Genomic DNA, 21,460 nt, shown 5'->3' with positions numbered 1-21,460 from the left:
GCATTCCGTGTTTGGCTTGAGAGATCGGGTTGGCGCGCGGCGATGCGCCGTTTAGAACTTATGACGAAGCGCCACGCGGGCCACGACCTGATTCTGCGTCGACGAGGGAGACTGCGTGCCTGGGACGAATGCGTCGTCGAGAATCGAGTTGGTTGAACTGCCGGCGACCTTCTGATATTCGCCTTGAACGTAGACGTCCGTGCGTTTGGACAGGTTGTAGTCCGCCATCAGTCCGACGGAGTGAATTTTGGGCTTCACGCTGCCGGTGGAGGCATCGTATGTCTCTATCGTGTAGACATACTGCGCGCCGACAAAGAACGCGGGGGTGATCTGGTATTTTCCGTTCACTTCGAAGTTCTGGTATTTGAGCGTGTTCAGCTGAACGCCGTTCGCGGCGAGCGGGATGCCGATATAGCCATTACCGGTAGGATCCTTGTAGTTCGAGTTGGTATACGCGAAACCGACGGTCGCTGAACCGAACGTGTAGTTGATCCCGCCGCCGAACACGCGCATACGGCCGGCGATGAAGCTTGCGTCGTTGGCGGTAATTGCACCGTTCGACCCCACGCCGGGATTATTCGCCTGCAAATAGGCCGCGGCGACCAGCAGACCGCCGTTTGCGTATTGAGCGCCGAAACTGTACTGACGATTGTTGGCGAAATTCGTATCGTTGCTGAAGCTATACGTGCCACCGAACTGAAACCCCGAGAAATCCGGGCTGGCGTACTTGATGGTGTTATCGACACGAAACGAGTTATCGGTGTTGTCATTGTCGTACGGGTGCGCAAACAGATAGCCGGCCCAATTGCCATTGGCGGTAGTTTGCGCGAGATAGTCGACGACCGAATCGTATTGACGGCCTAGCGTAACGGAGCCGAAGCGATCGCTGCTCAGCCCCACATAGGCTTGCCGCCCGAACATGCGCCCACCCTGATTGAGTCGACCGGAATTCAGATCGAAGCCATTTTCGAGTTGAAAGATTGCTTTGAGACCACCGCCGAGATCTTCCGAGCCTTTCAAGCCCCAGCGACTGCCTTGAGCGTAACCGCTGGCGAGTTCCACGACGCTACCGTGCCCGACGTTATTTGTATAGTCGATCCCTTCGTCGATGACTCCGTACAGCGTCACGCTGCTTTGCGCGAAAGCGGGGGAGGCGACAGCGCCGACCAGGGCGACGGCGAGGACTTTCTTTTTCATAAGATCTCCGGAATGGTTTGGCAAGTGGCCGACGCATGATTTTCCGGACAATACTTTTTGCAAAGCGAGGAATTCTGATGGCACCAATCGGAAACCCCGATGGAGCACCCGCAGGAGAGATGAAACCCAACCGCAAACCCTTTGCGATCCGAACTATTGAATTGAAGTAGGAGCAAACAATCCGGGATGAAAACGAAAACAACGCGCGCAGGAAAAAGCAAGAAGGGGAAAAAACCAAACGGTGTTAAGAACGACGCGTCGGCGCGCGAAGCGCCGCCGGAAGAATGACACCCTTGTCACAAGCGCCTGCAGGTGCACGCCCCCAGATTCCAGATGCACCACTACCCTAGGCAAACTACGGCACCCACTTAGCAGGAGTGGTTTGAGCCGCTTTCTTTTGCCTACTTTTCTTTGCGGCAAGCAAAGAAAAGTAGGTGCCGCCCCGCACAGGGGCAACACTAATAGACCACGAACAATACAAGGAAAGGCACCAAACCCAGAACAAGAAAACCCCAAACCCAGAACAAGAAAACCCCAAACCCAGAACAAGGAACCCCCAAACCCAGAACAAGGAACCCCCAAACCCCAAGAACACCAAAAAACAACCACCCCGCAAGAAAAAAACTAAGCAGCAACCCCAACAACAACGTTGCGCCTCTCCTCCACCATCTCCTCAATCAACCCAGCGAGCACATCCACAGCAGGATCCCGATTAACAGAAGCCCGATGCAACTCAAGATCAGCCGGGGGCAGGGCAGGCAGCCCGTCCTGAACACCGAGCACCCGCCAGTTATCCGGCAGCGTACACCGATCGATAATAGTCACAGCCGCGCCGTGATTAACGGCAACCTTAATCCCAGTAGGACTCTGACTGGTATAAACCACCTGATACTGCCGCTCAAGCGCAGCAAGCGCTTCAAGCCCCCGCTGCCGATAACAGCAAGTCTCAGGAAACAAAGCCAGCGGCACAGGAACCCCAGGCTCCAGAACAAAATCCCGATGCGCCGCCCACACCACTTCCTCACGCCCAAGATGCCGCCCACTAGTCTGCGACCCATGCCGCACCACTAGCGCCAGATCCAACTCCCCTGCCTGCAACCGCTCCAGCAACTCCAACGACATCCGGCAATGAATATGCGGCCGCGCACCCGGCCTCAGCGCATAAAACTTCTTGAGCAACTCAGGCAGCCATAGCTCCGCATAGTCTTCGGGCAGCCCAAACCGGATCACACCGTCACTATTACTCCTGTTCAGCGCAGCAATTGCCTCGTTCTGCACCTGAATAATCCGCCGGGCGTGAATCAAAAAATTCTCGCCGTCGCGTGACAAAGCCAGCCGCCGGCTGTTCCGCAGAAACATGTGCGTTTCCAGCCGATCCTCCAGCGTGCGGATCCGCAGACTGATGGTCGATTGTGTGCGGTGCAGCAATTTGGCCGCCGCAGTAAACCCGCCGCTATCGACCACGGCAACGAACGCCCGCACCAGTTCGGGGTCCAGAGAACTCAGTTTCGACCAATCGGGTCCGCTGATGGAAGCCATCGGAATTACTCGCTTTCCAAAGAAATTTGGCGATCAAAACATGGGGGCGTCAGTGAGGTGATTGTTGTCGAAAACAATTCGCGTCACAAATCAGTCTGAACCCCTAATCTGGAGTCCCGCCGTGTCAGTCCTTCCTCTTGCCGATGCCGAATGCAACGATTTGAGCGACATCGTCGATACCGGGCGCTACCCGTTGCACGATCCGGACCACCCCCGCATGCGCGAGCTGATCGCAAGCTGCCGCGCCCACCTGGCGGGCAACGGCAGCGCGGTGCTGCACGGTTTTCTGCGGCCCGAGGCGCTTGTCCAGGCGCGGGCCGAGGGCGTGGCGCTGGCGGCCAAGACCTATTTTTCGACTCGTAAGGTCAACGCCTACTTCACGGCGGACGATCCGTCGCTGCCCGCCGACGATCCGCGCCGCGTCTTCATGGACCGCACCAGCGGTTTCGTCACCCGCGATGTGATTCCCGCTGACGCGATCGTGCATCGCATCTATGTGGCCCTCGCGATGAAGCGCTTCGTTGCGGCCTGCCTCGGTGAAGCACGCGTCTGGGAATACGCGGACCCTTATGCCGGGCTGGTTCAGAACGTCATGCCGCCCGGTACCGAACAGCCCTGGCATTACGACACCAACGAATTCATCGTTTCGATGATGACGCAACAGCCGGATGCGGGCGGCGACTTCGAGTATTGCCCGAACATCCGTTCGCCCCAGGGCGAGAACTATGGCGACGTGGGCAGCGTGGTGCGCGGCGAGACACGTGCGCCGATCAACGTGATCACGTTGCAGCCCGGTGATCTGCAACTGTTCAAGGGACGCTTTTCACTGCACCGCGTCACCAAGGTGCAAGGCGCAATTGACCGGCATACAGCGATCTTCGCGTACTCGCAGAAGCCCGGTGTGATCGGCAGGCTTGAACGCACGCGCCAGCTGTATGGACGGGTTTCAGAAATGCATCTGGAAGCCGAGCAGCGGCTCGTGCGCGCCGACAACCTCGTCGATTGAAGCTGTTTTTCTAAAACTACTCCACGTCCCCTTCGAAAACATGACGATTATTCGCCCGACTCACCGCCCGGAAGATTGCGAACCCACTGCGGAGGAAATCGCGCAGATTCAGCGTGACCGGCTTGCCGCCGTGCGCCGCGAGCTGAAAAAGCGCGATCTGACCGCCGCGATCCTGTTCGACCCCACGCATATGCGCTACGCGACCGGCTCGCGCAACATGCAGGTCTATTCGATGCGCAATCCCGCGCGCTATCTGTTCGTACCGGCCGAAGGCAAGGTCGTGCTGTTCGAATACGCCGGTTGCGATTTTCTAGCGGACGGACTCGATACCGTCGATGAAGTCCGGCCCGCTACCGCGATTTCCTATTACTTCTGCGACGACATGCTGGGCCGCGTCACCGAACGCTGGGCCGATGAAATCGACGAACTGGTCAAGCAGAGCGGCGGCGGCAAACGCATCGCCATCGAGAGCGCGACGTCGGCGGCGGCCTTTGCGTTGCAAGCGCGCGGCTATCAGATCAGCGACGCGCAGGAACCGCTCGAACGGGCCCGTTCGATCAAGGTGCCAAACGAGATCAAGATGATCCGTTCATCGTTGCGTGCCGCGGAAGAGGGCGTGCGCAAGCTGGAAGCCGCACTCGTGCCAGGCATCAGCGAAAACGAACTCTGGTCGCATCTGCATAAGCACATCATCGAAACGGACGGCGACTACGTGGAAACACGTTTGATCAGCTCGGGTCCGCGCACCAACCCGTGGTTCCAGGAAAGCAGCCCGCGCAAGATCCAGACAGGCGAGCTCGTTGGCCTCGATACGGATGTAGTGGGGCGCTTCGGCTATTACGCGGATTTCTCGCGCACGTTCCTGTGCGGCGATGCTCCCGCCACGACAGCACAGAAAACGCTCTACAAGCTCGCCTACGAACAGGTGCATTCGAACATGGAGAACGTGCGCGCCGGCACGACCTTCCAGGAGTTCATCGCGAAGGCCTGGAAGATTCCCGGTCCTTATCAGGCGCGCCGCTATTTCGCGCTCGCGCATGGCGTCGGCATGACCGGCGAGTATCCGTACATCGTCCATCGCGAGGACAACGACGCCAAGGGTTATGACGGCGTGATCGAGCCTGGTATGACGCTGTGCATCGAAAGCTATATCGGCCATGAAGATGGCGGCGAAGGCGTCAAGCTGGAAGAGCAGGTGTATGTGCGCGACGACGGCCGTGTGGAACTGCTGTCCGACTATCCGTTCGAGAAGCGCCTGCTCGCTTGAACGCATGGCGTGTCCTCACCGGCATGTGAGGCAGAGGTTCGGCCTCCCGTGCATGCCGGCTCAATGCAATTCAACGCTCCAAGGGTGATCGACGATGCAATTCAGACAACTTCGGGTGGTGTTGTGCGCCGCCGCCATGACTTTGACCGGCGTCACCGCGCACGCTGCGGATAGCTGGTGCGCGCAGGGAAAAACGGTGCATTTCGCCGGCATTACGTGGGAAAGCGGCTCTTTTGCGACCGAAGTGCTGCGGCAGATTCTGGAGAAGGGCTACGGCTGCAAGACCGATGTCGTGCCGGGCAGCACGGCGGCGACTGAAACCGCGCTCGCGCACAACGACGTGCAGGTGTGGGCTGAACAATGGACCGGGCGCAGCGAGATCACGGCGAAGGCTGTGGCTTCGGGCAGCGTCAAGCTGGTGGGCGACACCTTGCCCGGCGGCACGAAGGAAGGCTGGTTCGTGCCCGAATACGTGGTGAAGGGTGATCCCAAACGCGGTATCAAGCCGGTCGCCGCGGGCCTCGTTTCGGTGACCGACCTGCCTAAGTACAAGAGCGTATTCGCCGACGACGAAGAACCGGACAAGGGCCGCTTTCTCAACTGTCCGACGGGTTGGGATTGCGAACGGGTCAACACACGCTTGCTGAAGGTGCTGAATCTCGATGCGAGCTACACCAACTTCCATCCAGGCACCGGCGCCGCGCTCGATGCCGCTATCGCTTCCGCGTACCAGCGTGGCGCACCGATTGTGTTCTATTACTGGGGCCCGGCCGCGTTGATGGCGAAGTACAAGTTCGTCGAACTGAAGATGCCTGCCTATAACGACGCATGCTGGAAGACCTTGCGCGACGAAAGCAGTACCTCGCAATGTGCCTCCTCGTACATGGTTTCGCATGTCACGGTGGGCGTCTCCACGCCGTTCTACGACGCCGACCCGCAACTCGTGTCGATGCTCGGCAAGGTCAAGTTCCCAATGGACTTCCTCAACAGCACGATCCTCGAAATGAGCACGAAGAAACTCGACGGTTCGGCCATGGCCACGCAATTCCTGCGCGAGCATCCGGAGATGTGGAAGCAATGGGTGCCTGCCGACATCGCGTCGAAAGTGCAGGCTGGACTCGCTGGCGCCTGACAGGCGGTAACGGTAACGTCAGATGGCTTTCGACGGCACGAAGTCTTGCGGCTTCGTGCCGGACTGCAGGTGTTGTGCGGCCTGTGATCTACCTGTAGTGGAGGAGGGATCATGCATTCGTTTTTTCTGCATCTTTCGATTGCCGACTGGGTGAACGACGCCGTGCAATCGTTCGTTACCCGCTACGGCGACAGCTTTCACCAGTTCAGCATCGCGCTCTTACGCTATGTGCTCGTGCCGCTCGAAGGCGCGTTACGCGCGTTACCGCCGTGGCTGATTCTGCTGGCGGTCGGCGCTGTGACGTGGAATGCAACGCGGCGCCTGAGCATTGCCGGCTTCTTCATGCTGCTGCTCTATGCGATAGGTTGCTTCGGTCTGTGGGAAAAACTGATGCAGACCCTCGCGTTGATGCTGGTGGCGACGGTGCTGTCGGTCTCGCTCGGTGTGCCGCTCGGCATTCTCACCTCGCGCAGCGCATGGCTGCGGCGCGTGCTGTTGCCCACGCTCGACGTCATGCAAACGCTGCCGAGCTTCGTCTATCTGATTCCAGTGCTGATGCTGTTCGGCCTCGGCAAGGTGCCGGCGATCCTCGCCACGATCATCTATGCGCTGCCGCCGCTGATTCGCCTGACCGATCTCGGCATCCGCCATGTGGATGCCGAGGTGGTCGAGGCGGCGCGCGCCTTCGGTACGACTCGCTGGCAGTTGCTGGTGAATGTACAGATGCCGCTGGCGCGGCCCAGCATCATGGCCGGCATCAACCAGACGACGATGATGGCGCTTTCCATGGTGGTGATCGCCTCGATGATCGGTTCGCGCGGCCTCGGCGAAGATGTGCTCGCCGGGATTCAGACGCTCGACGTGGGCAAGGGGACGCAAGCTGGCATTGCCATCGTGATCCTCGCAATCGTGATCGATCGTATCAGCCAGGGTTACGGGCAGGACCGCCGCGCGCGACGGGTGTTGGCGCAGCGCAGAAAGGCCCGGGCGGCTTCGCGCATTCCTTATCGTGTGAGCAGCGCGAATACGGATGACACATCGGCGGCTGAAAGCGGACTCGAAACCCGCACGGCCAAATGACGGGAAAAAGCAGGGAAAAGCAGGAAAAACGCGAGGAGAGCGATATGGCAGCGATTGAAGTCAACCACGTGTACAAGCTTTTCGGGCCGCCGGCCACTCACGCGCGCGTGCTCGACCTGTTGCGAAGCGGCAAGGGCAAAGCCGATGTGCTGGCCCAGACCGGGTGCAACGTCGGCTTGAACGATGTCAGTCTGAATATCGGCGCGGGCGAGATTTTCGTGATCATGGGATTGTCCGGTTCCGGAAAATCGACCCTTGTGCGCCATTTCAACCGGCTGATCGAGCCGACCGCGGGCGAGATCGTGATCGACGGTTCGGACGTCATCAAGCTCGGCGCGCAAGGCCTGCGTGACCTGCGCCGTTATAAGGTCAGCATGGTGTTCCAGAATTTCGGACTGCTGCCGCATCAGACCGTGCTCGACAATACGGCGTACGCACTGCGTGTGCGCGGCGAACGCAAGACCGAAGCCAACGAGAAAGCCCGTGTCTGGCTCGGCAAGGTGGGCCTGAACGGCTACGACGAACACTACCCGGACGAGTTATCGGGCGGCATGCGTCAGCGGGTCGGCCTGGCCCGCGCGCTTGCCGCGGATACGGACGTGCTGCTGATGGACGAAGCATTCTCTGCGCTTGACCCGCTGATTCGCACAGAAATGCAGGACCAGTTGCTGCAACTGCAGGCGACGCTAAAGAAGACCATCGTGTTTATTACACACGATCTCGACGAAGCACTGCGGATCGGCAACCGCATCGCGATTCTGCGCGACGGCAAACTCGTGCAGGAAGGCACGCCCAACGAGATCCTGACGCGCCCCGCGGATGACTACGTGAGGCGCTTTGTCGAGCGTCGCCCGGATCGCGGAACAGTCAGCCATTGATACAGTGCTTGTATGCACAGGGATGTTGAGCCCGGTTTCACGGCGCAATCTCCGGAATGTCGGGCAAGCCATCTTTGGGCCCGAGCATGTCATCGACCGCGAGGCTTTGGCAGTTGGGTGCTGGAGCCGCCGCCGCAGTCGGAGTCGCTGCGACGGTCTCGATTCCAGCATGACTTCCTGTGTCTGCGAGTTGAGTTGTTTCGGCTTGCATGGCGACGCTGCAACCTTGCTCTTCTAGCAGTGAGGTCGAGTTACCGGCGCGGCATTCCTTGTGCAAGCTGTCGGCCCAGTTCGCAAAGCCGAGGAACTCATTCCGCTCTTTCGGAGTCTGGGCCAATTCGGCGTACCTCGCATACGCGCGCCCTGCGCGTGTCGGATCCATCTTGATAGCGTTCACGTATTCGCTGCGCGCGCCCTTGTCATCGCCGAGCAGATCCAGCGACTCCGCCAGATTGACGTGTGCTTCCTGATAGTCCGGTTTCAGATAAACGGCGATATGGAAGTCGTCGCGCGCATTTTGCAGGTCGGACTTCGCTTCAGCGGAATGACGCTCAGATGCTTGCCTCGCCAGGGCCAACCAGGCGCGGCCAATTGCATTGAACGCGGCCTCCCGTGACGAATGTAAGGCAATGGATCGTTCGAACGCGCCGATCGCCTGTTTGTGGCAACCGAGTTCACTGAGTGCGACGCCCCAGTTATAAAAGCTCCAGGACGACGGATATTCGGCGGATAGGCGGCTTACCGCGGTGATTTCGGCTTTGTACTGGTGGTTCACTTCGTCGATCTTCGAGAGTCCGAGGAGGGCCCATTTGTAGGTCGGCTGTTCGTCTCCGGCATCGACGATGCTCGAAAATATCTGTTCTGGCTCGGCAAAATCGCAGGCGCTGCTGTCGTCATAGCAGCTCGTCTGGGCTTCGGCCGACCGGTACGAGGCGTAGATATAAGGACTGTGCTTCTTCAGCACATCGCTGGCGAGATTGGGGAGTTTATTCTTCAGATCGGCGATTGCGCCTTCGGTCGTGTCGAAGTGATAAACCTGGCCGCGTTCCACCAGGACCAGATGCAGGGCGTAGTGGTCCGGGGTGCCGGTTACGCTGCCTGAGATGGTTGAGACCGGAAGCGGCAGCGCCTCGCGCACGTACTGCAGGATCGCCTTCGCGGAAATGGATGTGCCGGGCACAGAGAAATCCGGCATGTCGGAATCGAGCCTGATTTCTTCTTTGGCGGAGGCGGGTATCACGTTCGCTGCGCTCTCTTCGAGGTCGAGCAGTTGGCCCGCGACGAGTGACTGGACTACGTCGCTGGAGTAGCCGATCTTGGCGAGTTCCTCGGGAACAGAGATGTTTTCGATGACGGTCTCGCGTGCGGATAGCAGTTTCCACAGCACGGCGCACGCAAGAAATGCGCCGAACAGAAGCAGCACGTTCAGCGAAACGATGCGCAGGTTGGACGTGAAGGTGGCGACCCTCGCAAGACGGCCTTCATCCTGGGCGCCCGTTTTTCTGGGTGTCCGCCCTCGCTTCGGCCTGGGTTTCTTTTCCGGCTCGGGTCCGGATCCCGGGTGCGGCTGATGTGTTGGCTTGACCGCTCTCAGGTGCGAGGGGCGATCAGCTCCGCGATGATGTCTCGGTGCGTTCATGTTGCCTCCCCTCGATGAGCCGGCTTCAACAAAACGAAGCTGCGAGGCGAGGATTTAACAATTGGACGGCCTGCGTGACCTGACGCTTTTAATCAGGCTCGACCGTCTCGCGCACGATGCCGAAGTGCGTCCTGAATCCATCCCAACCGAGCGGCGTGACGGCTACCGACCGCGTGGTGGAAGACTTGCGCACCCAGCCCCATGCGAGAAAGGCGTCCATGAGCCGGGCGCCTAACGGCCCCGCGACGTGAAACTGCCGCTCGGTCCAATCGAGACATTGGCGGGCCAGTTCCGTTTGGCCGGCCGGCAACTCGCCGATATCGATGCCGAGCTGCTGTAGCCACGCGTGGCCGGACGTGGTGAGCGCGTAGCGGCGCTCGCTCGCCTCGACGATGAAGCCCCGCGTGAGCATGTTTTGCGTCACCGCGATGCTGATCTTGCCCGCCAGATGGTCATAGCAGCAGCGCGCGAAACGCAGCGCCTGCGCCGAGCGATTCGGCGTATTGCGCCACGCCGGGGTAACCGGGCCCACCGACGCGAGGCTTTCAAGCACATGAGAAACGTGCGCGCCCGCGAGCCGGTAATAGCGATGCCGGCCCTTGCTTTCCACGCTCAGCAAGCCGCCGTCGAGCAGCTTGGCGAGGTGCGAGCTGGCGGTCTGGGCAGTCACGCCCGCCGCTGCTGCAAGCGCGCCGGCCGACATAGTGCTGCCGTCGGCGAGCGTGATCAGCATCACCGAACGAACCGGTTCGGCGATCAGGTGTGCAACGCTCGAAATATTGTGCTGACCCATTTATGTGCAATGTCCGTCATTGATGCGTGAGCGACGCCTGCCGGCAGGCAAACCGTTGAGTTGTCCGCACGCACGCTTCGATACAGCCCGAAGCATTCTCTGTGTGGGCCGCCTTATAGTCAACGGCGAAGCAGAAAATAGGGGCTGAAACTCTTGAACGATGAACGTGAATATCAGAAGCGGGTATTGATCGCGACGAGCCTCAGCTACGTCATTGTCATCCTGGATACGTCGATCGTAAACGTTGCGCTGGAGCCGGTTGCGGCCAGTCTGGGCTCGGATATTGCCGGCCTGCAATGGGTGGTCAACGCTTACACGCTGACGTTTGCCAGCCTGCTGCTGAGCGGCGGCGCGCTGGGCGACCGGATCGGCGCGAAAACGGTCTACCTCGCCGGATTGCTGGTCTTTGCCTGCGCATCGGCGTTATGCGGATTCGCGCCGGATCTGCAGATTCTGGTGGTTGCGCGAGTATTACAAGGTCTCGGCGCAGCACTATTGGTGCCATGTTCGCTGACCCTGATCAACCATGCTTTCCCGGTTGCCCGGCAGCGCGCCAGCGCGATCGGCATGTTGGCCGGGTGCGGCGGTATCGCGATGGCGGCGGGGCCGCTAGCCGGTGGTCTGCTGACTCACCTGCTCGGCTGGCGCAGCATTTTTCTGGTGAACGTGCCGATTGCGCTGATCGGCGCGTGGCTGACTACGCGCGTCGATTCGGTGCGGCCGGCCAATTCGGACAAATCGATGGATGTCGCCGGGCAACTGCTCGCCATCGTTGCACTCGGCGCATCGGTAGCCGTGCTGATCGAGGGGGCGAAGCTCGGATGGCAGGCGGCCACGATACGTGTGGGCGCAGTGATTGCGCTTGCCGGCTGGGTCGCATTCGTGCTGGTTGAGGGCAAGCGCAAACAACCGATGCTGCCGTTGGGCTTCTTTCGTAGTCCGGTATTTTCTGCGTCGGCATTCGTTTCGCTGATTTCCGGCCTGATTTTCTATGGACTGTTTTTCCTGCTGAGCTTGTACTTCCAGTCTGCTCGTGCATGGTCGCCATTGCAGACCGGCCTCGCATTCCTGCCGTTGACTGTGATGGTGGCCATCGGCAGCTTCGCATCCGGCGCGTTGAATCGAACGTATGGCGCGCACCGGCTCGTTTGTGCCGGCTTTCTGCTGTATGCGCTGGGTTTCGCCGGGCTCGTCGCGCTCGCGGACGATGCGCCGTACTGGCGTATTGCGTTGTGCTTTCCCGCCGTCGGTTTTGCGGCGGGGGTGATTTCGCCGGCGGCGACCGCCGCGCTGATGACAGCGGTAGACAAGGCGCGTGCCGGCGTCGGGGCGGGCGTGCTCAACGCGAGCCGGCAGACAGGGGCTGCCTTTGGCGTCGCGATCTTCGGCGCGCTGATGAGTGCGATCCAGCCCATCGACGCTGGGATTCGCGTGGCGGTGTATCTGGCGACCGGCCTGTCGCTGCTGGGCGCGCTGGTCTGGAGTGTCGCGTTGGCGGTGGCGACGCGTTATGCAGGCAGTGATGCCTGCTAAGCGGGGGTGAACCGCAAAGAGCGGCGCGCCGGGCAGCATCGGCGGTCCGCCGGCTTCAACATCTTGTGAGCGCTTCACTGCTTGGTCACCGGTTAATCGCGCCGGTCGCGTAAAAACGACCTGGCCGCGTTCACAGAAGCGGGTGCAATGCCCGCTCATGGCCCCTCATGTGGACCAGGCGATTTATTATCGCTGGTACTAGTCAGGTGCATTTTCGGCCACCGATACTGAACTCATCTGCTATGGCCGTCGTGCCGCATCCGCTCGCTGCGGGTCGCCACACCGGGCCGGTCCTGCCATGCCAGGCGGACTCAGCAGAGACGATTTCATCGCTTACGAAAAGCAGACGGAGACTTCATGCTCAAGTTCCTGATCGGGATCGGCATCCCCTATGTCGGCGTGATAGGCCTGCTGCCCTGGGTCGCCTCGGTCGATCGATTCGTCCTCGGCGTGCCGTTCATCTATGCGTGGATTTTCGCGTGGTTTGTCCTGACGTCCATCTGCCTGCAGGTGTGCTGGCGTCTGTTCGATCGTCGCGCGGACGAAGCCGATCCGCGAACCCACTGAAGCAGCAGGAGAGCCAGGATGTCCACCGTTGTCTTTCTCGGTTTGATTCTCTTTTCGCTGTATCTGGCGATACGGTCTAAAAAAGGCCATGGCGCGCAAAGCGTGCATGACTTCTTTGTCGCGTCCCGGCAGTTTGGCGCGTATCTGGTGTTCTTTCTCGCTGCGGGCGAAATCTACAGTATCGGCACGATGGTCGGCTTTCCAGGCGGCATCTATGCGAAGGGCCCCACGTATGGAGTCTGGTTCCTGGGATACATCCTGCTGGCGTATCCCGTCGGCTATTTCATCGGGCCGAAAATCTGGGAGGCCGGCAAGCGCTATAACGCGATTACGCTGCCCGACCTGTTCAAGGGCTATTTCGGCAACCGTGCGCTGGAGGTGATCGTTGCCGGATCGGCGATTCTGTTCCTGCTGCCCTGGGGCGAGTTGCAATTCACGGGGCTCGTCGCCGCGTTCAAGGGCCTCGGCTGGAATTTCCAGCCGCTCTATCTGATTCTGATTTCAGCGATGCTGGCATTCACCTACATCGCCATTTCCGGTGTGCGGGCGTCGGCGTACATTGCGATTCTGAAAGACGTGCTGATGGTCGTGGCGATTGTGATCACCGGACTCGCGGTCTCGTGGGAGTCCGGCGTCACGGAAGTTTTTCACGCGGCGAGCCTGCACGTCAGCAACAGCATGAACGCCAGCCAACTGACGTTTTCGATGAGCACCATGCTGTTCCAGTCGCTGGGGTTCTATGTGATGCCGTTCGCCGTACAGGTTTTCTTTACGGCCACCAGTCCGAACACGATCCGGCGCACTCAGGTGGCCATGCCGCTGTACATGCTGATGTATCCGTTTCTGGTGATCGCTTCGTACTATGCGATCAGTCAGAACCTGCACCTCGCGTCGCCGAATGAAGCGTTCTTTGCGGCCGCGATCCGGCTGCTGCCGGGCTGGTTGCTGGGTCTTGTCGCCGCCGGCGCCGCGCTATCGGGTCTCCTGGTGCTGACGGGTATCTGTCTCGCCATCGGCCCGCTCGTGACACGCAATCTGTTGCCGAAGATGCCCGAGAGCAGGCAGAAGGCCACCGCGAAAACGGTCATCGTGGTCTACCTACTGGTCTCGATTGTGATGACCTTGCTGACACCGAATCTGATGCTCACGCTGATCAATACCGCCTACTACGGCGTGACCCAGTTTTTCCCCGGCGTGATGGTCATTCTGTTTTCGCTTCGAGTCAAACCGGCCGCTGTTGCAACGGGTATTCTGACTGGCCAGATCCTCGCGATCATCCTTTACATCCTTCATGTCGATCTCGGCGGATTCAACCTGGGCCTGCTGTGTCTCGTGATCAATATCGCGGTGACAGCGGTGCTGAATCATGGCTGGAAGCGTAAGCCGGTGCATGCGTTGTCCTGACTGTTTTGCTTGTGTCCTCAACCAAAGAACAGTTATCCATGAATTCGATTGAACGAGGTCCCATCACCGTTTTTGTCGCCAGGAAGATTCTGACGATGAATCCGGCCCAGCCGCAGGCCACGCACGTTGCCGTGCGGGACGGCAGAATTCTCTCCGTCGGGAATCTGGAGGACGTGAGTCGCTGGGGCGAGGCTGAGATCGTCGACACGTTCCGTGACAAGGTCCTGATGCCCGGTCTCGTAGAAGGGCATTGCCATCTGATGGAAGGCGCCATGTGGGATGCCGTGTATGTCGGCTACTACGACCGGCGTGGTCCCGACGGCAAGCTGTGGCGAGGACTCAGAACACTGGACGAGGTGATCGAACGGCTCGCCGAAGCACAACGCGCCATGACGGACGCTCAGGCGCCGCTGCTCGCGTGGGGCTTCGATCCGATTTTCTTCGGCGCGAGCCGTCTGTCGGTTAGAGAACTCGATACCGTTTCCGCGAGCCGGCCCATTGTCGTGCTGCACGCTAGTGTGCACCTGATGAACGTCAACACCGCCATGCTGGCGCTCGCCGGTATTGACGAAGACACCGACATCGACGGGATCGACAAGGATAGCGAAGGCCGGCCAAGCGGCGAGCTGCAGGAATTCGCCGCCATGTTCCCCGTGTATCAGGTGATAGGCAGTCAGCTTTCCATCGCGGCAAGTGAAAAGACCGAGGCCATCTGGAATTTCGGCAAAGTCGCGCAACTCGCCGGCGTGACTACCGCGACGGATCTGGTCAATGACCTTTCGGCGCTGGGCAATCGCAATCTTCGCGAAGTCACCGCCGACCCGCAGTATCCGGTCAGAATCGTGCCCGCGTTTGCTCCGCAGCGAAGCCCTGATAACGGCGTCGAAAAAGTACTGTCAGCCATTCACGACAGCACCGAGAAATTGCGGTTTGGTCCGGTCAAATTTATCGTCGATGGATCGATTCAGGGCTTTACGGCGCGGCTCAAATGGCCGGGTTATGTCGGCGGGCAACCGAGCGGCTTGTGGCTGATTCCGCCGAGCCAGCTGGAGGAGGTGTTCACGCCGTTTCATCGCGCGGGGCTGCAACTCCATATTCATACCAACGGCGATGAAGCCACCGAGGTCGTATTGAACGCCGTCGAAAAGATGCTCGACGCCTGTCCGCGCAGCGATCACCGCCATACGCTGCAGCACTGTCAGATGGCCGACGCGAGCCAGCTGGCCCGCGCAGCGAAACTCGGCGTGTGCATCAACTTTTTCTCCAACCATATCTACTACTGGGGCGACGCCCACTACGCGCAGACCATGGGCCCCGACCGCGCAAACCGGATGAATGCGGCGGGAACGGCGCGGCGTCTGGGTATTCCCTATGCCTTTCATTCGGATGCGCCGATCACGCAGTTGAGCCCGCTGTTCACGGCCTGGTGCGCGGTGCAGCGCAAGACGGCCGGCGGCCGCGTGCTGGGCGAGAGCGAATGTATCCCCGTGGCGGACGCACTGCGCGCGATTACGCTAGGGGCGGCCTATACGCTCAGGATGGAGCATCTGATCGGCAGTATCGAGGTGGGCAAATTCGCGGACTTCGCCGTGCTGGCCGACGACCCGACCGAGGTCGCGGCTGAGCAGTTGAAAGACGTCGAAGTGTGGGGCACGGTGCTGGGCGGCCGCGTGTTTCAGTCGCCGGCAAAATGAGCGGCGTGGCGCAGTCCGGCATTCGACCGCCCATTCCGCTGGTGGTGCTCGGCGGCTATCTGGGTGCGGGAAAGACGACGCTGCTCAACCATGTGCTCTCGAATGCCGGTGAGCGCAGGGTGGCGGTGCTGGTCAACGATTTCGGCGATATCAATATCGACGCCGCACTGATCCGCGAACGCACGGACGACGTCATCAATCTGGAGAACGGTTGCGTTTGCTGCTCGATCGGGGGGCGCCTCGTCGATGCGCTCGTGAAGATTAGCGCGCGTGCCGAGCGTCCTGAGTTGTTGATCATTGAAGCCAGTGGCGTTTCCGATCCCGTGAAGATCGCGCAGATCGGTCTGCTCGACCGGGCATTCAGGTTGGTCGGAATCATCGTTGCCGTGGACGCGGAGCGGGTCGGTGCGACTTTGCTCGACCCGTATGTCGGCGATATTGTGCGTCGGCAGATCGTGGGCGCGACGGCCCTTGTGCTTACCAAGACCGACCTTGTGACGGAGCAGGAAAAGGTTACGGCGTCGGATGCGGTGTTGACGCTCGCGAGCACGTCTATCCTGCTCGAATCCGCAAACGGTTCCATCCCGCTGGAGTTGATCTTCGACGCGAGCGTGGTGCCTCGTCATCGCACCCGTGGACCCGCGCTCGCGGCGAGTGGGCACGTCAATAGCCATCAGGACATCTGCAGCTTTTCCTTTCGTTCGGACTTTCGCCTCGACAGGAAGAAACTCAAGGACGTGTTTCGCACGTTGACGGTCCCGCTATTAAGGGCGAAGGGCATCGTATGGCTCGACCGGGATGCTTCTCCGCAGGAGCTCCATGTGGTCGGCGGCCGCATTTTGATCACGCCTTTTGCGGGTCATGCAGGGGGCGAATCGACGATCGTTCTGATCGGTCGCTTCAGCGACGAAGACGAGCGTACGGTGAAACGCTGCCTCGAAAGCGCACAAGTGCTGAACTGAACTGGCGTTAGCCTCGCGCCAGCGTGCCACGCTCATCGTGTCAGGCACGTCAAGCGCACTAAATTCACCAAACCAACCAAGCCCACCAACGGCCTGAATCCGAAACCGCGGTTCGAGGCCAGTCAAGCCACGTCTCCCCGCTACACGCTGCACCAGGCGAAACCAGCGCACTGGCCCTACCGTCGAGGGGTCACCAAACTTACACTTTTCCATAAGAGATCGCCGCTTAGGCAAGCTCACGAGTCACACCCAATTCACCAAGCAGGAGACATGCATGGCCACAACAGAAACGTCCGCATCGAAGGTCACCGCGGACACGCTCGCCGCATTTTCCGCTGCGTTCAATCGTCACGATGCCAATGCGCTGATGGAGTTCATGACCGAAGACTGTGTGTTCGACGCCGCTGGCGGAAGCGAAGTCTATGGCGCGCGCTTCGTCGGCCGCGACGCGGTGCGCGCAGCGTTCGAAGCGGTGTTCAAGACTTTCCCGGATGCGCATTGGGGAAAGGGCCGTCACTACGTGATCGGGGAACGCGGTGTGTCCGAATGGGTATTCACGGGCACGCATGCGGAGGGTTGGCGCATCGAAGCAGAAGGCTGCGATCTCTTCGAATTCCGTGATGGTCTGATCGCAGTCAAGCGCGCGTTCCGCAAGGAACGTCCCAAGCAGAACGTTTGACGCCGACGAGGAGCTTCTCATGGAGCAAAGTGTCATCACACGGGTCGGCGAAGGTCTGTCCGCAGGACGGGATAGCGCAACACAGTATGACCCGAGATACGACCCGCTGGTCTCGCCGGGACCGGGGCACGGCAAGCAATACGCGCCGACATACTGGGCCGCGACCGCCGGCACGCCGCCGCCGGACGATGGTCCGATCACGAAAGATATCGACGTGGATGTGGCGATCATCGGCGCAGGCTACACAGGGCTCGCGACAGCGCTTTGCCTCGCGCGCGAGCATGGCATCAAGGCCGTGGTGCTCGAGGCCAACAAAACCAGCTGGGGCTGCAGCAGCCGCAATGGCGGACAAGGGCAGAATGCGTCGGGACGCCTGTCACGTTCTCAATGGATCGAGCGTTGGGGTAAAGACGTCGCGTTGAAAATGCACGACGAGATCCAGGAGGGCTTCGACAACTTCAAGTCGCTGGTGGCCGAAATAGATTGCGATCCGCAGCCGGGTGGCCACTTTCTGATTGCGCACCGGCCACGCATGATGGACAAACTCGCCGCCGAAGCCAAAGTCTGGAAAGACGTTTTCGGTTATCCGTCCGAGCTTATCGATCAGGCCACGCTGCGCCGCGAGTACGTCAATGATTGCGAGGCGGCCGGCGCGCTCCACGAACCCGAAGGCATCGGCATCCACGCGCTGAAGCTCGCGTATGGCTATCTGCGGCTCGCACGCGAAGCGGGCGCACGCGTTCATCCGGCGAGTCCGGTGATCGGCTGGGAAACCATTAACGGCATCCATCATCTGCGCACGCCGGGCGGTATCGTGCGGGCCCGGTCTGTGGGTATAGCGACCGGCGCATATACGGCGCCGGACCTTCATCCTTCGCTGACGAGCCGGGTGATGCCGATCCTGTCGAATTCGATGGTGACGCGTCCGCTCACGCAGCAGGAAATCGCCGCTTGCAATTTTCGAACGACGCAGGTGCTCACCGATACGCGCACGCTGCGGTTTTACTACCGCTTCCTGCCGGACAACCGGCTGCAGATCGGCAGCCGTAGCGCGATCACCGGCGCGGATGCGCCGAACCCGCGCCACTACGAGTTGCTCATCGAAGGGATGGGGCGCAAGTTTCCGGCGTTGCGCGGTGTCCAGATCGACTATTCATGGTGGGGGTGGGTGGATGTGAGCCACGACATGATGCCGCGCGTGTGCCAGCCGGATCCGAAGCAGTCGGTGTTTTACGCACTGGGCTATGGTGGCAACGGTGTGTCATATTCCCAGCAGGCGGGGCGACGCCTCGCCGAACGGATTGCGGGCAAAGGGTCGAAGCAGATGTTGCCGATTTTCACGTCCCCGTTGCCCGGTCATCCGTTCGCGCCGTTCCGCCGCATTGGACAACGGATGCTCTACCAGTTGTATTTCCGGCGCGACGAGAAACCTTGAGCGCGGCCTGCGTGCCGCGCCACCCGCGGCACGTTATTCGCCAGCCGTCGTGCGTCACTTGCACGGCGTTGCGCAGCCAGACAGGTCTGCGCGTTAAATCATAAGAAAAGACACGATGCAGCGAAACGCGCAAGCGTCCTCGCTCGATCCGAATTGACGGCGCTCAGGTTCCGGGAACGCGCGCAGCTTCGCACCCCGCACGACCGGCGCCGTCATCAACAGGATGTGGAGGTGACATGCAGGTATCGAACAAGAGTGAACTGAAGACCGGCCTCAAGGAGCGCCACATGACCATGATCGCGCTAGGCGGCGTGATTGGCGCGGGGCTGTTTGTCGGCAGCGGCGTTGTGGTCCAGCAGGCAGGGCCGGCTGCGGTACTGTCGTTTCTGATTACCGGTGGCCTGATCGTGCTCGTTATGCGAATGCTCGGAGAAATGGCGTGCGCCATGCCGGCGGTGGGTTCGTTTTACGAATACGCGCGACTCGCCTTTGCCGGCAAGCGCGGGCCGGGCAAACTGGCCGGCTTTCTGACCGGCTGGATGTACTGGTATTTCTGGGTGATCGTCGTGGCCGTCGAGGCGGTGGCCGGCGCGAAACTGGTTCAATTCTGGCTGCCGGATACGCCGGCGTGGGCGATCAGTCTCGTGCTGCTGGTCGTGTTGACCGCGACCAACCTGATCTCGGTGGGCAGCTACGGGGAGTTCGAGTTCTGGTTCGCGTCCATCAAGGTGGCGGCGATCGTCGTGTTCCTGTTCCTCGGCGCGCTCTACGTGCTGGGTCTGTGGCCCGCTTCGATGCACACCACCTCGGTGATGCCGACACTGCTGTCGCACGGCGGGTTGATGCCGAAGGGCATCGGGCCGGTGCTGAGCGGCGCCGTCGCGGCGACCGGTTTTTATTTTGGCGCCGAGATCGTCACGATTGCCGCGGCCGAAGCGCATGAGCCGGTCAAGGCCGTCGCCAAAGCCACCAATTCGGTGATCACCCGCGTGCTGATTTTCTATGTCGGCTCGATTCTGCTCGTCGTAGCGCTGGTGCCGTGGGACTCGCCGAAAATGGCGACACCGTATGTGAGCGCACTCAGTGCAATGGGCATCCCGGCCGCCGCCAATGTCATGAACGCCATCGTGTTGACTGCGGTGCTGTCCGCGCTCAATTCCGGCCTTTACGCCGCATCGCGGATGATGTTTGCGCTGACCCGCCACGGCGATGCGCCTGCCGCGCTTGCCAAGGTCAATCGCCGCGGCGTTCCCGTTCGCGCGATTCTGATCGGCACCTTGTTCGGCTATGTGTCGGTGGTCATGTCTTACGTATCGCCCGATACCGTGTTCGCATTCCTTGTCAATTCGTACGGCACAGTGGCCATATTCGTCTACGTGCTGATCGCCGTGTCGCAACTGAAGCTGCGCGCCCGGCTCGAGCGCGAGGCGCCGGAGATGCTGCGCGTGAGGATGTGGTGCTATCCGTATCTGACCTGTTTCGCGATTGTCGGCATGGTTGGCATTCTGGTAGCGATGGCGTTCATACCGGACCAGCGTACGCCTCTGTGGCTCGGGGTGGTGAGTCTCGGGGTGTTGCTCGTGGCGTATGTATGGCGGGCCCGAAAAAGCGCCGTAACGTCAACTGAACCGGAATTCGTGGACTATCGGCCGCGTACTCATTGAGGCCTGTCCAGAAGGGGGCTGTTTGATGTGCGGCGGCGGGTCGTTCACGATCGCCGCCGCGCTCCGCTAATGAAAGGTTGGGGGCCGCTGCGTTGCTACTTCGTTGCGGCCACCGTTGCCGCAGCAGCAGGCTGAAGCAGCGGTCCAATGCGCACGGCGATCTCCTTGAGCTTCGGCACCGCTTTTAGCAGATCCTCCAGGCTGGAACGCGCTGTGGGCGAATGAACGGCCAGCGCCGCGAGCACGCGGCCATCCTCGACATTGCGCACCGGCACCGCGACCGCCACCATCCCGCGCACGAACTCCTCGTTGTCGACGCCGATGCCGCGCATGGCGAGGCGGTCGAGTTCCGCTTCCAGCAGATCGATATCGGTCAGGGTGCGATACGTCATCGATTTGAGCGGCAAGCGCCGGATGACAAGTGCGCGCTCGGCCGAACTCATCTGCGAAAGAAACAGCTTGCCGCTGGCCGTGCAATGCAGCGGGACGCGCGTGCCCGGTTGCATATGCAGACGCAAAGGTTCACTCGTTTCGACTCGCTCGACGTACAGCACGGTATCGCCGTCGAGCACGGTGAGATTGCAGGTCTCGCCGAGCGACTCCACGAGCGTGCGCAGCAGCGAACGGCACGCACGCGTAAACGTGCTGTTTGCGAGCGTGGTGAGGGCGAGCTGCGCGGCGCGCGGCCCAAGCGCAATCGCGCGATCGGCGCCGCGCGAGTCCGGCATGTGCGTGACGTAACCGCGTGCTTCGAGCGACTCGATCAGCCGCATCAGGGTCGCCTTCGGAATCTGCAGACGTGAGGACAACTGGGAGAGTGACGACGGTTGTCCGGCGGACGCAAGTTGCTCCAGCACGCTGAGCGCGCGCAGGACGCGGGTGTCGTCGGCGGGTTCGTGAGCGGGTGAGGGGAGATGCGTGGTGTCTCTCATTGTCCTTCCCGAAGCGGATGACGATAAATGCAGCCCGAGCGGATCAGTGACAACCCGGA

General features: G+C 60.7%; 18 protein-coding genes. 13 read left to right on the top strand and 5 right to left on the bottom strand.

Annotated elements, in window-relative coordinates:
• Positions 1 to 51: 51 nt before the first annotated feature.
• A complete protein-coding gene (locus R8871_RS09030) occupies positions 52 to 1,197 on the bottom strand; it encodes a porin (RefSeq protein WP_175050122.1) in 1,146 nt (381 codons plus the stop codon).
• A 624-nt stretch (positions 1,198 to 1,821) separates the two neighbouring features.
• Entirely contained in the window at positions 1,822 to 2,736 is a 915-nt protein-coding gene (locus tag R8871_RS09025) for a LysR substrate-binding domain-containing protein (protein WP_175050121.1), read from the bottom strand.
• 121 nt (positions 2,737 to 2,857) lie between these two features.
• Here R8871_RS09025 and R8871_RS09020 point away from each other — a divergent pair, with 121 nt between their 5' ends.
• The 5 genes from R8871_RS09020 to R8871_RS09000 all read left to right on the top strand — a co-directional run bounded on the left by R8871_RS09020 (position 2,858) and on the right by R8871_RS09000 (position 8,099).
• Entirely contained in the window at positions 2,858 to 3,742 is an 885-nt protein-coding gene (locus R8871_RS09020; RefSeq protein ID WP_175050120.1) for a HalD/BesD family halogenase, read from the top strand.
• Positions 3,743 to 3,782: 40 nt separating this feature from the next.
• Entirely contained in the window at positions 3,783 to 5,009 is a 1,227-nt protein-coding gene (locus R8871_RS09015) for a M24 family metallopeptidase (protein ID WP_175050119.1), read from the top strand.
• A gap of 94 nt (positions 5,010 to 5,103) precedes the next feature.
• Complete coding sequence (locus tag R8871_RS09010) at positions 5,104 to 6,141, top strand: ABC transporter substrate-binding protein (RefSeq protein ID WP_175050118.1); 1,038 nt, start codon at positions 5,104 to 5,106, stop codon at positions 6,139 to 6,141.
• Between the two features lie 111 nt (positions 6,142 to 6,252).
• A complete protein-coding gene (locus R8871_RS09005; RefSeq protein ID WP_175050117.1) occupies positions 6,253 to 7,221 on the top strand; it encodes an ABC transporter permease in 969 nt (322 codons plus the stop codon).
• A 44-nt stretch (positions 7,222 to 7,265) separates the two neighbouring features.
• Complete coding sequence (locus R8871_RS09000) at positions 7,266 to 8,099, top strand: quaternary amine ABC transporter ATP-binding protein (RefSeq protein WP_175050116.1); 834 nt, start codon at positions 7,266 to 7,268, stop codon at positions 8,097 to 8,099.
• A gap of 37 nt (positions 8,100 to 8,136) precedes the next feature.
• On the opposite strand, the gene R8871_RS08995 is transcribed toward R8871_RS09000, so the two are convergent.
• Both R8871_RS08995 and R8871_RS08990 read right to left on the bottom strand, forming a co-directional pair.
• Positions 8,137 to 9,738, bottom strand: coding sequence for a tetratricopeptide repeat protein (locus R8871_RS08995; RefSeq protein WP_175050115.1), 1,602 nt, complete (start codon positions 9,736 to 9,738; stop codon positions 8,137 to 8,139).
• Positions 9,739 to 9,826: 88 nt separating this feature from the next.
• A complete protein-coding gene (locus R8871_RS08990; RefSeq protein WP_175050114.1) occupies positions 9,827 to 10,531 on the bottom strand; it encodes an ArsR/SmtB family transcription factor in 705 nt (234 codons plus the stop codon).
• 153 nt (positions 10,532 to 10,684) lie between these two features.
• On the opposite strand from R8871_RS08990, the gene R8871_RS08985 reads away from it, so the two are divergent.
• The 8 genes from R8871_RS08985 to R8871_RS08950 all read left to right on the top strand — a co-directional run bounded on the left by R8871_RS08985 (position 10,685) and on the right by R8871_RS08950 (position 20,469).
• Complete coding sequence (locus R8871_RS08985; RefSeq protein ID WP_246287500.1) at positions 10,685 to 12,064, top strand: MFS transporter; 1,380 nt, start codon at positions 10,685 to 10,687, stop codon at positions 12,062 to 12,064.
• Positions 12,065 to 12,421: 357 nt separating this feature from the next.
• Complete coding sequence (locus R8871_RS08980; RefSeq protein ID WP_175050113.1) at positions 12,422 to 12,631, top strand: DUF3311 domain-containing protein; 210 nt, start codon at positions 12,422 to 12,424, stop codon at positions 12,629 to 12,631.
• Positions 12,632 to 12,649: 18 nt separating this feature from the next.
• The gene (locus tag R8871_RS08975; protein ID WP_175050112.1) at positions 12,650 to 14,035 is read left to right on the top strand and encodes a sodium:solute symporter family protein; all 1,386 of its coding nucleotides are present in this window, start codon (positions 12,650 to 12,652) and stop codon (positions 14,033 to 14,035) included.
• A 38-nt stretch (positions 14,036 to 14,073) separates the two neighbouring features.
• On the top strand, positions 14,074 to 15,729 hold the full coding sequence (locus R8871_RS08970; protein ID WP_175050111.1) for an amidohydrolase: 1,656 nt from the start codon (positions 14,074 to 14,076) through the stop codon (positions 15,727 to 15,729).
• Positions 15,726 to 16,691, top strand: a complete 966-nt coding sequence (locus tag R8871_RS08965) for a CobW family GTP-binding protein (RefSeq protein ID WP_175050110.1) — start codon at positions 15,726 to 15,728, stop codon at positions 16,689 to 16,691. Before R8871_RS08970 ends, R8871_RS08965 begins: the two co-directional genes overlap by 4 nt.
• Positions 16,692 to 16,965: 274 nt before the next feature.
• Positions 16,966 to 17,370 carry a nuclear transport factor 2 family protein gene (locus R8871_RS08960; RefSeq protein WP_175050109.1) on the top strand — a complete coding sequence of 135 codons (405 nt, stop codon included), beginning with the start codon at positions 16,966 to 16,968 and terminating at the stop codon, positions 17,368 to 17,370.
• Between the two features lie 19 nt (positions 17,371 to 17,389).
• On the top strand, positions 17,390 to 18,805 hold the full coding sequence (locus tag R8871_RS08955; RefSeq protein WP_175050108.1) for an NAD(P)/FAD-dependent oxidoreductase: 1,416 nt from the start codon (positions 17,390 to 17,392) through the stop codon (positions 18,803 to 18,805).
• Positions 18,806 to 19,041: 236 nt separating this feature from the next.
• Positions 19,042 to 20,469: an amino acid permease gene (locus R8871_RS08950; RefSeq protein WP_175050107.1), complete on the top strand. Its 1,428-nt coding sequence runs from the start codon at positions 19,042 to 19,044 to the stop codon at positions 20,467 to 20,469.
• Positions 20,470 to 20,564: 95 nt separating this feature from the next.
• Here R8871_RS08950 and R8871_RS08945 read toward each other — a convergent pair whose 3' ends face one another.
• The gene (locus R8871_RS08945; RefSeq protein WP_175050106.1) at positions 20,565 to 21,401 is read right to left on the bottom strand and encodes an IclR family transcriptional regulator; all 837 of its coding nucleotides are present in this window, start codon (positions 21,399 to 21,401) and stop codon (positions 20,565 to 20,567) included.
• Positions 21,402 to 21,460: the final 59 nt, after the last annotated feature.

The organism is Paraburkholderia sediminicola, from assembly GCF_902859805.1.
Lineage (GTDB): Bacteria > Pseudomonadota > Gammaproteobacteria > Burkholderiales > Burkholderiaceae > Paraburkholderia > Paraburkholderia sediminicola.
The sequence above is the reverse complement of the archived record's forward strand: the minus strand, read 5'-3'. Positions and strand labels throughout refer to the sequence as shown.

Coding starts and splice junctions, on each gene's coding strand:
- R8871_RS08980 (WP_175050113.1), top strand. CDS start 12,422: ATGCTCAAGTTCCTGATCGGGATCGGCATCCCCTATGTCGGCGTGATA.
- R8871_RS09025 (WP_175050121.1), bottom strand. CDS start 2,736: ATGGCTTCCATCAGCGGACCCGATTGGTCGAAACTGAGTTCTCTGGAC.
- R8871_RS09015 (WP_175050119.1), top strand. CDS start 3,783: ATGACGATTATTCGCCCGACTCACCGCCCGGAAGATTGCGAACCCACT.
- R8871_RS08945 (WP_175050106.1), bottom strand. CDS start 21,401: ATGAGAGACACCACGCATCTCCCCTCACCCGCTCACGAACCCGCCGAC.
- R8871_RS08970 (WP_175050111.1), top strand. CDS start 14,074: ATGAATTCGATTGAACGAGGTCCCATCACCGTTTTTGTCGCCAGGAAG.
- R8871_RS08960 (WP_175050109.1), top strand. CDS start 16,966: ATGGCCACAACAGAAACGTCCGCATCGAAGGTCACCGCGGACACGCTC.
- R8871_RS08995 (WP_175050115.1), bottom strand. CDS start 9,738: ATGAACGCACCGAGACATCATCGCGGAGCTGATCGCCCCTCGCACCTG.
- R8871_RS08950 (WP_175050107.1), top strand. CDS start 19,042: ATGCAGGTATCGAACAAGAGTGAACTGAAGACCGGCCTCAAGGAGCGC.
- R8871_RS09030 (WP_175050122.1), bottom strand. CDS start 1,197: ATGAAAAAGAAAGTCCTCGCCGTCGCCCTGGTCGGCGCTGTCGCCTCC.
- R8871_RS09010 (WP_175050118.1), top strand. CDS start 5,104: ATGCAATTCAGACAACTTCGGGTGGTGTTGTGCGCCGCCGCCATGACT.
- R8871_RS08955 (WP_175050108.1), top strand. CDS start 17,390: ATGGAGCAAAGTGTCATCACACGGGTCGGCGAAGGTCTGTCCGCAGGA.
- R8871_RS09005 (WP_175050117.1), top strand. CDS start 6,253: ATGCATTCGTTTTTTCTGCATCTTTCGATTGCCGACTGGGTGAACGAC.
- R8871_RS09000 (WP_175050116.1), top strand. CDS start 7,266: ATGGCAGCGATTGAAGTCAACCACGTGTACAAGCTTTTCGGGCCGCCG.
- R8871_RS08990 (WP_175050114.1), bottom strand. CDS start 10,531: ATGGGTCAGCACAATATTTCGAGCGTTGCACACCTGATCGCCGAACCG.
- R8871_RS08975 (WP_175050112.1), top strand. CDS start 12,650: ATGTCCACCGTTGTCTTTCTCGGTTTGATTCTCTTTTCGCTGTATCTG.
- R8871_RS08965 (WP_175050110.1), top strand. CDS start 15,726: ATGAGCGGCGTGGCGCAGTCCGGCATTCGACCGCCCATTCCGCTGGTG.